Here is a 14,501-nt window from a genome sequence, read left to right on the forward strand (position 1 = left end):
TATGTCAGAACAAATAAGTGAGGCACCTTATCTTCATGTTGAAACCATAGGCAAGGGGCCCGATCTGGTGATGCTCCATGGCTGGGGGCTCAATGGCGCAGTATGGCAATCGTTAACGGCATCGCTTTCCCAGCACTATACTTTGCATCTGGTTGATCTCCCTGGCTTTGGCGACAGTGAATTGTTGGCTGAGTACCAGTTGCCAGCTCTTGCTAGTCACCTGCTAGCTGCGCTGCCGGAGCGGGCGATTTGGCTGGGATGGTCTTTGGGCGGCTTAGTGGCGACACAGGTGGCGCTGATGGCACCCCACAGGGTCAGTCACTTGGTGTTGGTTGCCTCTAGCCCCAAATTTGTTGCCGATGGCCAGTGGCCAGGGATTAAACCTGAGGTCTTACAGCAGTTTCAAACCCAGCTAAAGCAGAATTTTAGTCGTACCTTGGAGCGCTTTCTCGCGATCCAGGCAATGGGTAGCCCCACCGCTCGCGACGACGTAAAAGCGCTAAAGCAGCAGCTGATGGCGCGGCGAGATCCGCATCCATTGGCTCTCTCCTCTGGCTTAAAATTATTGGAAACAGTCGATCTGCGTTCGCAATTAGCGGATCTGAACCTGCCGATCAGCCGCTTCTATGGTCGTTTAGATGCGCTGGTGCCGGCGGCGGCACAAAGCTTGATTAATGAACTCTGTGTTGGGAATGATGTCTGCTTTAGTAAGGCGTCTCACGCGCCCTTTATCAGTCATGGGGAGCTGTTTGTAGCAGCGCTCATTGATCGTTTAGGAAAGCATTAATTACTTTAGTTTTAGCCGGTTTTGGTTAATAATTGAACATAACCCTGATTGTGTCCGGAGCGAAACCATGGAAATACCCAGTGCAGTAAACTCCGGCGTCGAAGGATTGCGCCGAGCAGAGCAGTCTGTGGCTGAGACTGCTAACAACATAGCTACGCAGGTTGTCACCCCAGAGCCAGAGGGTGAAGAGGTATTAGGAGCAGAGCAGGCGCTGAGCTTAAGTGAAGAGCTAGTCAATCTGCGGGTACAGGAGTTCACCGCGAAAGCGAATGCCCAGGTGATCCAAACCGCTGATGAAGTTATCGGCTCTTTGTTGGATACCAGTGCTTAATAGCGACGGCAGATGTTAACTAACATCTGCCCGATAGGAACCGCGTTATGAATATTGTCATGCCGCAAATGCCCACCGTCCTTGTCAATGTGGCGAACCCACCGACGGACTCGGCGCGCCGTGACAACCAGCTTCGAGAGCTTGTCCCGCAATCCCGGGAGCTGAGCCCCTATAATCGCGAAACTCCACTTGGGGCTGAAAAAGATCAATCCCGTCATATCTCCAATCCGCTGAATTTATCTCAGCAATATGATCTGTCTGACTCTGCGCGCTTCGGTCGTGCGGATATTACCGAGCGGGAGGGCGGTGGTCAGCAACAGCAGGATGGTGAAAAAGAGCAACAACAGCAACAACAACAGGCAGAACAACAACGTCAGGCAAAAGTTGAGCAAGCAGAACTGCAAGTAATTGGTGAGCTGCGCGCCCGTGATCTGGAAGTGAAAGCGCATGAACAGGCGCATGCGTTGGTGGGTGGGCAGTATGCTTCCGCGCCCAGCTATTCGATGGAGCGTGGCCCCGATGGTGTCAGTTATGCGGTATCCGGTGAAGTGCAGATCGATACTTCTGAGGTCAAAGGCGATCCTGAAGCGACGTTGCAGAAGTTGGAAACCGTTGTCGCTGCCGCATTGGCGCCCGCCGAGCCTTCATCACAAGATCGTCAGGTGGCAGCCGAGGCCAGTGCAAAAATTGCCCAGTTACGCAATGACATTGCCCAGCAAGCAATTAATGAATTTGAAAACAGCCTGCGTGGCAATGAAAGCGAGGATGACAATGGTTACGCTGAGCCGCTGTCGACAATCGGTGTACGTTTTTTCCGTCAGCCTTCGGGGGATGAAGTGGATGCTCAGCAACTGACCGATTTTTCTCCAGGTGGCCCCCGCAGTTTGGAGATATCACAAGAGATCCGTGAACGTGGCAGTCGTATTCAAGATTTCTATCAACGGCAAGTGAATGCGTTAGATCGCTCAGGCATATTGGCCACCGCTTAGCGGAGGATATTGATTAAAAAAGCCCGCATCGTTGCGGGCTTTTTGTTTTTACAGGTTTGCCGTGCGCTAACTAACGGCGTTTTGCCTTGGCAAATGCATCGGCAAAAGCACTGTTGACGTTAGCGTTTGGCTGACTTGATGTACCTTGCTTACTACTACGGGGCTTGGTTTGCTGGCTACTTTGACGTCGAGCAGCTTGCGGTTTGCCTTTGTTGTCATTGCTTTGAGTTATCTCGGCATCCATGCGCATCGATAGGCTTATCCGTTTCCGTGGCGCATCGACCTCAAGTACTTTTACTTTCACCACTTGTCCGGCTTTGACCACATCGCGGGGATCGGAGATAAACTTATCAGCGAGATGGGAGATATGCACTAAGCCGTCCTGGTGCACGCCAATGTCGACAAATGCACCAAAATTCGCAACGTTGGTGACGACTCCCTCCAGCGTCATGCCCGGTTTGAGATCCGCCAGGGTTTCAACCCCTTCTTGGAAAGCCGCGGTTGTAAAGGCTGGACGGGGATCGCGTCCCGGTTTTTCCAGCTCTTTAAGAATATCTTTCACTGTTGGTAGGCCAAAGCCTTCGTCAGCAAATAGCACAGGATCCAACTGACGTAGTTTACCCGTGTCTCCCATGACCGAAGTGATGGGGGCATTCACACGTTTGAGGATCTTTTCTACCAAAGGGTAGGCTTCTGGGTGCACTGAGGAGGCGTCCAGTGGATTATCACCCCCGTTTATACGCAGGAAGCCAGCACATTGTTCGAACGCTTTCGGCCCCAGTCGAGGTACCTTCAGTAACTGTTTGCGATTGCGTATCTCACCTTCATTGTCGCGATAGGCAACGATATTGGCGGCGAGCGTGCCATTAAGCCCTGACACGCGTGTCAGCAGCGGGGCAGATGCGGTATTGATATCAACGCCGACACCATTGACACAATCTTCCACCACAGCATCTAGCCCTTTGGCTAGTTGGTTTTGGCTGACGTCATGTTGGTATTGGCCTACGCCGATTGATTTGGGCTCAATCTTCACCAATTCAGCCAACGGATCTTGTAACCGGCGGGCGATGGAGACAGCACCGCGCAGTGATACATCCAAGCCGGGAAACTCCCGCGCAGCAAACTCTGAGGCGGAATAAACCGACGCGCCCGCTTCGCTGACCATCACTTTCTGCAATCTTTGGCCACTACTCATGGCTATTAACTCGCCTGCCAGCTTATCTGTTTCTCTGGATGCGGTGCCGTTACCGACGGCGATCAGCTCAACCCCGTGCTGGCTGCATAACTGGCTGAGTGTTTTCAATGAGGCTTGCCACTGATTGCGCGGTGCATGGGGATAGATGGTATCGGTGGCTAGCAATTTTCCTGTACTGTCGACTACAGCCACTTTCACTCCGGTGCGCAGGCCGGGATCTAAGCCTAAAGTGACTTTACGTCCCGCGGGTGCCGCCATCAGCAGGTCTTTCAGGTTATTGGCGAATACTTTAATCGCTTCCTCTTCGGCGGCCTCGCGGACACGGCTGAGTAGCTCGGTTTCCATGTAGAGGGCGATCTTAATTTTCCAGGTCCACTGTACAACCTGCTTCAACCAGCGGTCGGCCGCGCGGTCTTGAAAGCGGATCTCAAACTGGTTGGCTATCAATGATTCGCAGTGGCTGCTGGCGCTTTTCTCTTCTTGGCCTGGATCGGCATCCAGATTTAGCTGCAGCACACCTTCGTTGCGCCCGCGGAACATCGCCAATGCCCGGTGAGATGGTACGTTTTTAAGTAATTCTGTGTGATCAAAGTAGTCGGAGAACTTGGCGCCCGCTTGCTCTTGTCCTGTTACAACCTGACTAGTGAGCACGGCGTTATGCCACATGTATTCGCGTATGGTTTGCAGCAGGTTGGCATTTTCGGCAAAACGTTCCATCAGGATATAACGGGCACCATCGAGGGCGGCTTTCGTGTCAGCTATGCCTTTGTCGCCATTGATGAATGCCAGTGCTTCCGTTTCCGGCGTCAGTGTCGGATCGGCCAACAGTTTATCCGCTAGCGCTTGCAATCCCGCTTCGATCGCTATCTGCCCTTTCGTGCGGCGTTTCTGTTTATACGGCAGGTACAACTCTTCGAGGCGGGTTTTGGTATCTGCGGCATTGATCTCGCCTGTCAGGCTCGCTGTCAGCTTACCCTGCTCCTCAATGGCTGTGAGAATAGCTGCGCGGCGTTGTTCTAACTCGCGCAGATAGCCTAGCCGTTGCTCCAAGGTTCTCAGCTGGGTGTCATCGAGGCCGCCGGTGGCCTCTTTACGATAACGGGCAATGAAGGGCACTGTGGAGCCCTCATTAAGCAGATCCACCGCCGCGGTGACCTGGATCTCTTTCACCGACAATTCATCGGCAATGGTCCGGTTAATATTGAGCATCTATTGCATTTACCTGTAGTGAGAATAGGCTGTGGTGCTAGCCAGCGGACGCAAACGCTGCACTCACCCGAAGGGCAGCAGGCTAACCTATTTGGCTGAAAATTGCAGGAGGGTTTTAGATTCAAAATGGCAAAATCGAACTACATCACGCGGGAAGGTTACGATGCGCTGGAGCGTGAGTTGCGTTACCTGTGGAAAGAGGAGCGCCCCCGAGTAACCCAAGCGGTTTCTGAAGCGGCGGCGTTAGGGGACCGCTCAGAGAACGCCGAGTATATCTATGGCAAAAAGAGGTTGCGGGAGATTGATCGTCGGGTCCGATTTCTAACCAAGCGGCTAGATGCGCTCAATATTGTCTATCCGTCGCCACAGCAGGCGGGAAAAGTCTATTTTGGTGCCTGGGTGCGGCTCGAGGATGAGGCGGGAGAGGAGCAAGTGTTTCGTTTGGTTGGCCCCGATGAGTTTGATCTGCGAGAACGTAAATTGAGCATCGATGCGCCAATGGCCAGAGCACTGCTGGGTAAGCAGGTCGATGACGAGATCAGCGTCAGTACCCCCTCAGGTGAGCAGACCTACTTTATTGTTGAGATCGCTTATGCCCCTTTGAGTTAGCGCTATGCTACTGTTCAGTATAGGGTTAATAGTTTGTAACAATGTAAGTTTTGTCTACAAAACTAACTGGATGACACTATCATCCAAGAAGTAAAACAAGAATGCATTTTATACCGTTTACTGCGGTTCGACAGGAGGTGCTCGTTCATGATCCAGGAAACCACAAAGATCTTGGTGGTCGATGATGATATGCGTTTGCGTGCATTGCTGGAGCGCTATTTAGTTGAGCAGGGCTATCAGGTGCGCTCTGCCGCTAATGCCGAGCAGATGGATCGTTATCTGGAGCGGGAAAATTTCCATTTATTGGTGTTAGATTTGATGCTGCCAGGCGAGGATGGCTTGTCCATTTGTCGCCGCTTGCGGCAAAAGGGCACCGAACTGCCTATTGTGATGCTGACCGCGAAAGGCGATGAAGTGGATCGGATCATCGGGCTGGAGATGGGGGCGGATGATTACCTGCCGAAACCGTTTAACCCTCGTGAGTTGTTGGCTCGAATTAAGGCCGTCTTGCGTCGGCAAGTACGCGAAGCGCCCGGTGCACCGTCGTTAACTGAAAATGTGGTGAGCTTCGGTGAGTTCAGCCTAAATTTAGCGACGCGAGAGATGAAGCAGGGCGAAGAGTTAATGCCTCTAACCAGTGGCGAATTTGCCGTGTTAAAAGCTTTGGTAACTAATCCTAGAGAGCCGATGTCTAGGGATAAGCTGATGAATCAAGCCCGTGGCCGAGATTACAGCGCCATGGAGCGCTCTATTGATGTTCAGGTATCCAGGCTCCGTCGTATGCTGGAGGAAGACCCGTCGAGTCCACGTTATATCCAGACCGTCTGGGGTTTGGGGTATGTGTTTGTTCCTGATGGCCAAGAGCGCTAAGCCCGCTTAATGAAGATTCTTCCCCGTAGTGCCTTCGGGCAGACTGTGTTGTTGATCGGTAGCTTGCTGCTGATCAATCAGCTGGTGTCATATGTCACTGTGGCGCTCTATGTCATCAAACCGAACTATCAGCAGTTGATGCATTTGCTGGGTAACCAGGTGAAAGTCGTTTTTCTGGATGAACCTATTGGCGGCCGAGAGCGCCTGTGGGTACCTCGCGAACTCAGTGAGCGTTTTCACCAAGCCACAGGTATTGAGGCATACACTGAGCCAGCAGCAATGACGAATGGTTTGGAAAATGCTTCCTACTACGCCTTTTTGTCACAACAAATGACTGAAGAGCTGGGGGGGGAAGCTGAAGTTTGGATCGAGCAGAACGAAAACTACCGTGTCTGGGTTAAACCGCCGCAGGCACCAAATTTGTGGTTAAGGATCCCGATGAGCGGGCTGGAAGAGACCGCTTTCAGTCCTTTAACCCTTTATCTAGTGGTGATTGGCGTGCTCAGTGTGGTTGGTGGGTGGCTGTTTGCGCGGCAATTGAATAGTCCGTTGAAATCGCTGGAGAAAGCGGCCGCCGCAGTCGGTCGTGGTGAGCATCCTGAGCCGTTGGCTGAACGTGGTGCGTCAGATGTGGTTCAGGTGACTCGTGCGTTCAATCAGATGACCCAAGGGGTGCAGCGTCTGGAGCAGGACAGAGCGCTATTAATGGCGGGCGTGTCTCATGACTTGCGCACACCATTGACCCGTATTCGGTTGGCAACAGAGATGATGTCCCAAGAGGAGGACTATCTGAAAGATGGCATCGTCACGGATATTGAAGATATGAATGCCATCATCGACCAGTTTATCGATTATGTACGTCACGATCGTGATGAAACGCTATCGCCAGTGGACCTTAATCACTTGATTAATGATGTCTGTCGTGCGGAGCAAAACAAACTCGAAGAGATTAACTTTCGCCCAGGAGAGATTCCCCCTGTACCCGTCAGGGAAACCAGCTTTAAGCGCGTATTCACTAATTTATTGGACAATGTGCACAAATATGGTGGTGGCCGCGTTGAGCTTTCTACCTCGTTTAACCCAAAAGATCAGCTTGTTATGGTGCAGGTACGAGATTTTGGTCAGGGGATCCCGGAACCATCGATCGAAAAAATGTTCGAACCTTTTACCCAGGGGGATGAGGCGCGAGGCGGTGAGGGCAGTGGCCTTGGCCTAGCGATTATTAAGCGGATCATTGATATGCACGGTGGCAATGTCAGCTTGTCCAATCATCCCAATGGGGGCTTGAACATTGAGATCGCACTATTGGTGACGCACTGATATCTGAGCGCCGTTACTGCAACCGGGAGAGAGGAATGCTAGCTAAGGTAAAACAGTTTTTTAATCAGGTTCAGGGCAATGAAATGCAGCAAACCCAGCTAGACAACAAGTTGGCTGCAACGGCTCTGCTGATCGAAGTCTCCCGTGCTGATGATGACCGCAGCCATGCCGAACAAGAAGCGATATTTCAGCTGTTAAAAAAGCATTTTGAACTGTCTGATGATGAAGTGCGCGAGCTGATCACGACTGCCAATCAAACTTCGGATGATGCCACTTCTTTATATCAGTTCACCTCTACGATAAAGAAAAATGCCAGTCGTGAGCAGCGAGTGAAGCTAATTCATGCATTATGGGTAGTGGCCTATGCTGACGGTGAGGTCGATCCGCAGGAGGAGGCAACCATACGCAAAGTTGCCGATCTGCTTTATGTCAGTCATAGCGATTATATTCAGGCGAAATTGCAGGCCGAATAGCCTCAGCTCGTGCCTCACCCCTAGCTATTTCAGTAGAGCTAGTTTCTGTTTTCTGGTTAACTTTTTAAGTTGCACTTCCCGTTGGCTGGCCGCCGCTCGATCGACCTGGGGTTCTTGGAAAACCAGAGACACTGGTCGCCGTGGACGGGTGTAGCGAGCCCCTTTTTTATTGCAGTGATTATGCTCATGGACGCGTCGTTGCAGATCGGTGGTTATCCCTGTGTATAGCGAATCATCAGCGCATCGCAGCATATAGACAAACCAAGTGGGCGTAGCTTCATTTTCAGACATGGGGCTTATTGTGGTGAATTGTTGCGACAAGGTAAAGCCGCCTTACCATGCAAAAAGCCACCCGAAGGTGGCTTATCATCCATGGTGAACCCTGCTAGTTAGTCCAGCTTAGGACCAGCCTCGACGAGGCGTTTACCTTCGTCATTATCAGTAAACTTGGTGAAGTTCTTAATGAACAGCTCACCAAGATGCTGTGCCTTGCGTTCCCACTCCACAGGATCTGAATAAGTGTCCCGTGGATCAAGAATGCTGCTGTCTACCTCAGGTAAAGCGGTAGGCACTTGCAGATCAAAGATCGGCAGTTGCTTGGTTTCCGCACTCTCAATGGAGCCGTCCAGAATGGCATCAATGATGGCTCGGGTATCTTTAATTGATATCCGCTTACCTGTGCCGTTCCAACCAGTGTTTACTAGGTAAGCTGACGCGCCCGCTGCTTCCATCCGCTTCACTAACTCTTCACCGTATTTGGTTGGGTGTAGAGTTAGGAATGCGGCACCAAAACAAGCAGAGAAGGTGGGTGTCGGCTCAGTGATACCACGCTCTGTACCGGCCAACTTGGCGGTAAAGCCAGACAAGAAATGATATTTAGTCTGTTCCGGCGTCAGCTTCGCTACTGGCGGTAGCACCCCGAATGCATCGGCGGTCAAAAAGATCACTTTTTGGGCGTGACCAGCTTTGTTTTCTACCGTGATGTTTTCAATATGGTTGAGCGGGTAGGAAACGCGGGTATTTTCTGTGGTGGAGCCATCATCAAAGTCGATCTTGCCATTGGCATCCACGGTGACGTTCTCTAACAGCGCATCACGCTTGATGGCGTTGTAGATATCAGGCTCATTCTCTTTGCACAAGCGAATGGTCTTAGCGTAGCAGCCGCCTTCGAAATTGAAGACGCCATCATCATCCCAGCCATGCTCGTCATCACCGATCAATGCCCGTTTAGGGTCGGCAGACAAGGTGGTTTTACCGGTGCCAGACAGGCCAAAGAACACCGCGACGTCATCCTCTTTACCAACGTTGGCGGAACAGTGCATCGATGCCATGCCGTTTAGCGGCAGGTAGTAGTTCATTAGTGCGAACATGCCTTTCTTCATCTCGCCGCCATACCAGGTACCACCGATCAGTTGTAACTTTTCGGTCAGGTTGAAGGCAACGAAGTTTTCTGAATTAAGGCCGTGTTTTTGCCAGTTTGGGTTGGTGGTTTTTGCACCATTGAGAACCACAAAATCTGGTTCGAATCCCACCAGTTCTTCGGGCTCAGGGCGAATGAACATGTTCTTCACAAAGTGCGCTTGCCATGCCACTTCAGTGATAATGCGGACTTTCATGCGAGTGCTTTCATTGGCACCACAGAACGCATCAATAACAAATAGACGTTTGCCTGATAGCTCGTCCATCACCAAATCTTTCAGATCATCCCAAACCGCTTTATCAATTGGCTTGTTATCATTTTTTGCTTTGTCGGATGTCCACCAAATTGTGTCGCGGGTGACATCGTCCTTAACGATAAATTTATCTTTGGGTGAGCGGCCGGTGAATATGCCGGTATTGACGCTGACAGCGTCCAGTTCGGTGAGTACGCCGCGTTCAAATCCCTCTAGATTTGGGTTGGTTTCTTCGGCGAAAAGTTCTTCATAGGAAGGGTTGTAGACGATCTCCTGTACCTCGGTAATACCGTACTTCGACAGGTCAAGCTGTTTTGCTAGCGCCTTATTGGTTGCAATATCCATAGGGGCGTCTCCTGTAGGGTCAGATTTTTATGTTTTAGTGCTTTTGTACAGAGTTTTAGTCTGAGCTTTGTTTTAGAGTTTTTGCTCAGTTTTTATACTTTAACAAGAATTCTAGACCTACCGGCAGTTTTAATTACGATTTAAATCAAAAAAATTGCCGCAAGTGGCTGCGGCAGCTGTCAACTTTTCATTAATGTGCGCTCTGATCCCCTAAAGGAGCGCTATTGGAGAACAGAGCTTCAATATCGATGGCATCGAAATTTTGCTGTTCTCGACAATACTCGCAGGTGATCTCAACCATGCCCAGTTCTTCTATCAAACTGTCTAACTCGGCTTTGGGCATGCTTCTTAGGGCTGCCGCGGTGCGTTCACGACTACAACCGCAATGGAATTGAACTGGCTGTGGTTCAAATAGCCTGACCTCTTCTTGATGATAGAGGCGATGTAAAATCTCATTGGCAGAGAGTGTAAACAGCTCTTGCTGTTTTATTGTCTCGGTCAGCTTCGCCAGATGGTCAAACTCTTCCCGCGCCTGTTCTGCAACCGGCAGGATCTGTAACAACATACCACCGCACTGTTTGCTATCAGCAAACAACTGGATCTGTGTCGCCAGCTGTTCAGATTGCTGGAAATAGCTTTCTATGGTGTTGGCCAACGACGTTTCATCGAGTCCGACAACGCCTTGGTAGCGCTCTCCCTGCTCTGGCGCAATGGTGATCACCATATGGCCTTTGCCAACTAGCTCCTGCAAAGTCACGCCTTCAGGTGTGCCTTCAAATCGTGCGACGCCGCGCATCCGTTGCTGGTGATCGCCATTGATCACCGCAAGCCTTACCGGGCCATCGCCTTGCAGCTGTACCGTAATATGACCTTCAAACTTTAGTGTCGCCGTCAGTAGACTGGTGACAGCCAGCAGCTCCCCCAGCAGGGTCGCTATAGCTGGCGGATAGGCATGATTCTTAATCATCTGCTGGTAGGCATCTTCAATTTGTACAAGCTCGCCACGAACATTGGCTTGTTCAAAAAGGTAACGATATAACGCATCAGGTTGTTTTTGTGCGGCGCTGGACATAATGGCTCCCAGATATACGATTATTGGTTTTTCACCCTGAGCAGTTGGCGGCGCTGTTTCTTATCCGGCTTGCGATCAGGGTGGGGCATCTGATCTGCGCTCAGTTTGCGCAGCTCTGCCCGTTGTTTGCGAGTATTGATACTCTTTTCTGTTTCTCGATACAGCAATTGTGCTTCAGGAGCACCGCGTCGCCGATCGGACAGTTGTTCGACAATGATCTCTTTCTCATCAATCCCTTGCCGGAGTGTGAGCACCGCGCCGACATCTACCGTACGGGAGGGCTTACAACGTTGACCGTTGTAGTGCACTTTACCGCCCTGCACCATGTCACGAGCTAAGGCGCGCGTTTTATAAAAGCGTGCCGCCCACAGCCATTTGTCCAAGCGGACACTGTACGTTTCACACTGTACTTTCTTCATCTATTGTTAACCCTAACAGGCTAAGGGATTGACGGGCTTCACTGTTTACGTGCAGAAGCGCGAAAACTACCATATTTATATGATATAAACCACGGACTGGATGTTGCGCCAAAAACTTGGCGCATTTTTCACCAGTAGATAAGTTTTAGTCGTTAGATCTGGATTGATAAAAGCAATTACAAGGGCTTGGGATGGATTTCGTTGCTCAATTTGAGCGTTATTGGCAGAAGGTTCCCCACCAGCTTGCAGCGTTTTGGCTCTGCTGGCTGTTTGTGGTTTATCTTATTTACCTAACTGCACGTCTGACATGGGCATTATTACCTGTGAGCGCCAATGCCGAGCAGTGGCAGCCTCCGCAAGTGAGCTCTCTTGGTGCCAATGATCCTGGCATCAATCTTTCCAACATCTTGTCGCTGAACCTGTTTGGTCAGTATCAAGCGGTTAAGCCGCAGGTGCAGCAACAAGTTACCAAGGCACCAGAGACCAAGCTCAATTTGACTTTGACCGGTGTGGTTGCCAGTACGGATGTAAAATTCAGTGCGGCGATTATCGAAAATGGTGGCAAGCAAGCGACCTATTTTATTGGCGATAAGATTGATAAAACCAGTGCCACGTTGCGCGAGATCCACCCTGACAGGGTGATCCTGCGTAACCGGGGGAGTCATGAGACCTTGATGTTAGCCGGTATTGATTACAGTGGTACTGAGCGAGCAGCGAAGAAGCCGCCGAAGGCCACACCGCGCCAGCAAGTGGATCAACGTCGCAATCGGCGCTTAACCGAAAGCCTGCGGAAAACTAAAGACGCAGCTAAAAGTAATGAAGATCTGATAGGTAAGTTAACCGACTATATTCGCGTGTCGCCGGTCAAAGAGGAAGGCGCGCTGAAGGGCTTTCGGGTTAACCCTGGTAAAGATCACGAAATGTTTCAAAGCATGGGCTTACAGCCGAATGACCTGGCTGTTGGTATCAATGGACTTGACCTGACCGATATGGGGCAGGCGATGAGTGTAATGGATGAGTTACCGGAAATGGACGAGATATCATTAACGATTGAGCGTGATGGTCAACAGTATGAGATTTTATTTTCGCTTCCGGGTGAACAGTAATGATGAGGGACGTTAAGGTGCAGTTATCTAAGAACCTCCGTTTAAGCTACAAGCTAATACGAGGCGTGTTTGCAGCCATTGTTATCACCTTTGTGGCCCAGGCTTCTGCTGCGGAGTATTCCGCCAGCTTTAAGGGCACGGATATTGAGGAATTTATCAATATTGTTGGTAAAAACCTCAATAAGACCATCATTATTGATCCCGGTGTACGCGGAAAGGTGAATGTTCGCAGTTATGATCTGTTAACTGAGCCGCAGTATTACCAGTTTTTCCTTAATGTACTCGAAGTGTATGGCTACGCCGTGGTGGAGATGGATAACGGCATAGTGAAGGTGATCAAAAACAAAGACGCTAAAACGGCGGCAATTCCTGTGGTCGGGGATCGCAATCCAGGTAAAGGCGACGAATTCGTTACCCGCGTTGTGCAGGTGAAAAACGTATCAGTAAGGGAATTAGCCCCGCTGTTACGTCAGCTAAATGATAACGCTGGCGGCGGTAACGTGGTGCACTACGACCCATCCAATGTGATCATGCTGACAGGCCGTGCCGCGGTTGTGAATCGCTTGGTTGAAATCATTCGACTGGTGGATAAAGCCGGTGACCAGGAAGTTGAAATTGTTAAGTTGAGTTTTGCTTCTGCCGCAGAAATGGTGCGGATCACCGATAACCTGCTGCGAACGACTGGCGGTAAAGAAACGACACCAGGGTTTTTAAAGCCGAAAGTGGTGGCTGATGAACGAACTAACAGTGTACTGGTGTCAGGTGAGCCCAAAGCCCGTGAGCGTATTGTCGCTCTGATCCGTCGTTTGGATAATGAGTTGGAAACCGACGGTAACACCAAGGTGTTTTACCTCAAATACGCTCAATCTCCAGATATGGTTGCTTTGCTTAAAGGGGTTAGTGACACCATTGCGCAAGAGGCCTCTGGTGGTGGTAAAGCGAAGAAGACCTCCCAGCGAAATATCTCTATTGAAGCCCATGAAGACAGCAATGCCTTGGTTATCACCGCGCAGCCAGACATGATGCGTACCTTGGAAGGGGTGATCCGTTCGTTGGATATTCGCCGTGCCCAGGTGTTAGTGGAAGCGATTATTGTTGAAGTTCAGGATGGCGATGGTATTAACCTCGGCGTGCAATGGTTCTCCGAAGATGTCGGCTTAATGCAGTGGAATAACGGTTCGCAAGCACCGGTATCTTCCCTTTGGGCTGGTCAACGTGAGTATCAGAGCGGCCAGGATGGCACCACGACGACGACAATCGACCCAACCACCGGTGTCACAACAACGACCGAAACGCCAGGGAGTGATGGTGACGTTAGCTTACTGGCGCAGGTGTTAGGCAATATTAACGGCATCATGGTGGGTTCGATTAACGATGACTGGGCGGCCGTGGTGCAGGCGGTGAGTAGTACCACTAACTCCAACATTCTTGCTACGCCTTCTATTACCACCCTGGATAATCAAGAAGCCTATTTCATTGTTGGTCAGGATGTACCGGTATTGACCGGTTCCACGGCCTCTTCTAACAATGCCAACCCGTTCCAGACCATTGAACGTCAGGAAGTGGGTGTGAAGTTGAAAGTGACGCCACAGATTAATGAAGGCAACGCGGTTCAGTTAGTGATCGAGCAGGAAGTCTCGAGTATCTCAGGTACCACGGAAGTGGATATCACCATTAACAAGCGTGAACTGAAAACCACTGTGATGGCTGATGATGGCGGTACCATTGTGCTCGGCGGTTTGATCGATGAAGACGCGCAAGAGAGCGTCTCGAAAGTGCCACTGTTGGGTGATATTCCTTGGATTGGTGAGCTGTTCCGCAGCACCAGTACAACTAAGCGTAAGCGTAACCTGTTGGTGTTTATTCGTCCCACCATTGTCCGCGACGATATGACGATGAATGAGATCAGTAATCGCAAATACAACTTCATCCGTGCGCAGCAGTTGCGTAAGTACGACGAAGGCTTACGTCATCTCGATGCCAATACGCCATTACTGCCGGAATGGAAGTCCGCCGATCTGCCACCGCCAAGCTTTGAAGACTACATGCGCGAACGTATGGAGCAGGAAGCGGAGCTACGTCGCTTAGAAGAGCAGGATTAAG

Annotated in this window: 14 protein-coding genes; 9 read left to right on the forward strand and 5 right to left on the reverse strand. The window is 50.7% G+C overall.

Annotated features, from left to right (window positions below; genetic code table 11):
• Position 1 precedes the first annotated feature (1 nt).
• The 3 genes from bioH to DU002_RS07385 all read left to right on the forward strand — a co-directional run bounded on the left by bioH (position 2) and on the right by DU002_RS07385 (position 2,107).
• The gene (bioH, locus tag DU002_RS07375) at positions 2–787 is read left to right on the forward strand and encodes a pimeloyl-ACP methyl ester esterase BioH (protein WP_114337721.1); all 786 of its coding nucleotides are present in this window, start codon (positions 2–4) and stop codon (positions 785–787) included.
• Positions 788–854: 67 nt separating this feature from the next.
• Positions 855–1,118 carry a hypothetical protein gene (locus DU002_RS07380; RefSeq protein WP_114337722.1) on the forward strand — a complete coding sequence of 88 codons (264 nt, stop codon included), beginning with the start codon at positions 855–857 and terminating at the stop codon, positions 1,116–1,118.
• A 47-nt stretch (positions 1,119–1,165) separates the two neighbouring features.
• Positions 1,166–2,107: a putative metalloprotease CJM1_0395 family protein gene (locus DU002_RS07385; protein ID WP_114337723.1), complete on the forward strand. Its 942-nt coding sequence runs from the start codon at positions 1,166–1,168 to the stop codon at positions 2,105–2,107.
• 70 nt (positions 2,108–2,177) lie between these two features.
• Here DU002_RS07385 and DU002_RS07390 read toward each other — a convergent pair whose 3' ends face one another.
• On the reverse strand, positions 2,178–4,511 hold the full coding sequence (locus DU002_RS07390) for a Tex family protein (RefSeq protein WP_114337724.1): 2,334 nt from the start codon (positions 4,509–4,511) through the stop codon (positions 2,178–2,180).
• 126 nt (positions 4,512–4,637) lie between these two features.
• On the opposite strand from DU002_RS07390, the gene greB reads away from it, so the two are divergent.
• The 4 genes from greB to DU002_RS07410 all read left to right on the forward strand — a co-directional run bounded on the left by greB (position 4,638) and on the right by DU002_RS07410 (position 7,783).
• Entirely contained in the window at positions 4,638–5,120 is a 483-nt protein-coding gene (gene greB, locus DU002_RS07395) for a transcription elongation factor GreB (protein ID WP_114337725.1), read from the forward strand.
• Between the two features lie 147 nt (positions 5,121–5,267).
• The gene (gene ompR / locus DU002_RS07400; RefSeq protein ID WP_114337726.1) at positions 5,268–5,990 is read left to right on the forward strand and encodes an osmolarity response regulator transcription factor OmpR; all 723 of its coding nucleotides are present in this window, start codon (positions 5,268–5,270) and stop codon (positions 5,988–5,990) included.
• 9 nt (positions 5,991–5,999) lie between these two features.
• Entirely contained in the window at positions 6,000–7,310 is a 1,311-nt protein-coding gene (gene envZ, locus DU002_RS07405) for a two-component system sensor histidine kinase EnvZ (protein ID WP_114337727.1), read from the forward strand.
• Positions 7,311–7,345: 35 nt separating this feature from the next.
• Positions 7,346–7,783 (forward strand): tellurite resistance TerB family protein, encoded by a 438-nt coding sequence (locus tag DU002_RS07410; protein WP_114337728.1) that lies wholly within the window; start codon positions 7,346–7,348, stop codon positions 7,781–7,783.
• Between the two features lie 24 nt (positions 7,784–7,807).
• Here the strand turns inward: DU002_RS07410 and DU002_RS07415 are convergent, their stop codons facing one another.
• The 4 genes from DU002_RS07415 to hslR form a co-directional block, all read right to left on the reverse strand.
• On the reverse strand, positions 7,808–8,104 hold the full coding sequence (locus DU002_RS07415; RefSeq protein WP_233496443.1) for a GIY-YIG nuclease family protein: 297 nt from the start codon (positions 8,102–8,104) through the stop codon (positions 7,808–7,810).
• A gap of 68 nt (positions 8,105–8,172) precedes the next feature.
• Positions 8,173–9,801, reverse strand: a complete 1,629-nt coding sequence (pckA, locus tag DU002_RS07420; protein WP_114337729.1) for a phosphoenolpyruvate carboxykinase (ATP) — start codon at positions 9,799–9,801, stop codon at positions 8,173–8,175.
• 190 nt (positions 9,802–9,991) lie between these two features.
• The gene (hslO, locus tag DU002_RS07425) at positions 9,992–10,873 is read right to left on the reverse strand and encodes an Hsp33 family molecular chaperone HslO (RefSeq protein WP_114337730.1); all 882 of its coding nucleotides are present in this window, start codon (positions 10,871–10,873) and stop codon (positions 9,992–9,994) included.
• A 20-nt stretch (positions 10,874–10,893) separates the two neighbouring features.
• Positions 10,894–11,292 carry a ribosome-associated heat shock protein Hsp15 gene (hslR, locus tag DU002_RS07430; RefSeq protein ID WP_114337731.1) on the reverse strand — a complete coding sequence of 133 codons (399 nt, stop codon included), beginning with the start codon at positions 11,290–11,292 and terminating at the stop codon, positions 10,894–10,896.
• Between the two features lie 191 nt (positions 11,293–11,483).
• On the opposite strand from hslR, the gene gspC reads away from it, so the two are divergent.
• Positions 11,484–12,398 carry a type II secretion system protein GspC gene (gspC, locus tag DU002_RS07435; RefSeq protein ID WP_114337732.1) on the forward strand — a complete coding sequence of 305 codons (915 nt, stop codon included), beginning with the start codon at positions 11,484–11,486 and terminating at the stop codon, positions 12,396–12,398.
• Complete coding sequence (gspD, locus tag DU002_RS07440) at positions 12,398–14,500, forward strand: type II secretion system secretin GspD (RefSeq protein ID WP_233496444.1); 2,103 nt, start codon at positions 12,398–12,400, stop codon at positions 14,498–14,500. The genes gspC and gspD overlap by 1 nt, the downstream gene beginning before the upstream one ends.
• Position 14,501: the final 1 nt, after the last annotated feature.

This window comes from Corallincola holothuriorum (genome assembly GCF_003336225.1).
Taxonomy (GTDB): domain Bacteria; phylum Pseudomonadota; class Gammaproteobacteria; order Enterobacterales; family Neiellaceae; genus Corallincola; species Corallincola holothuriorum.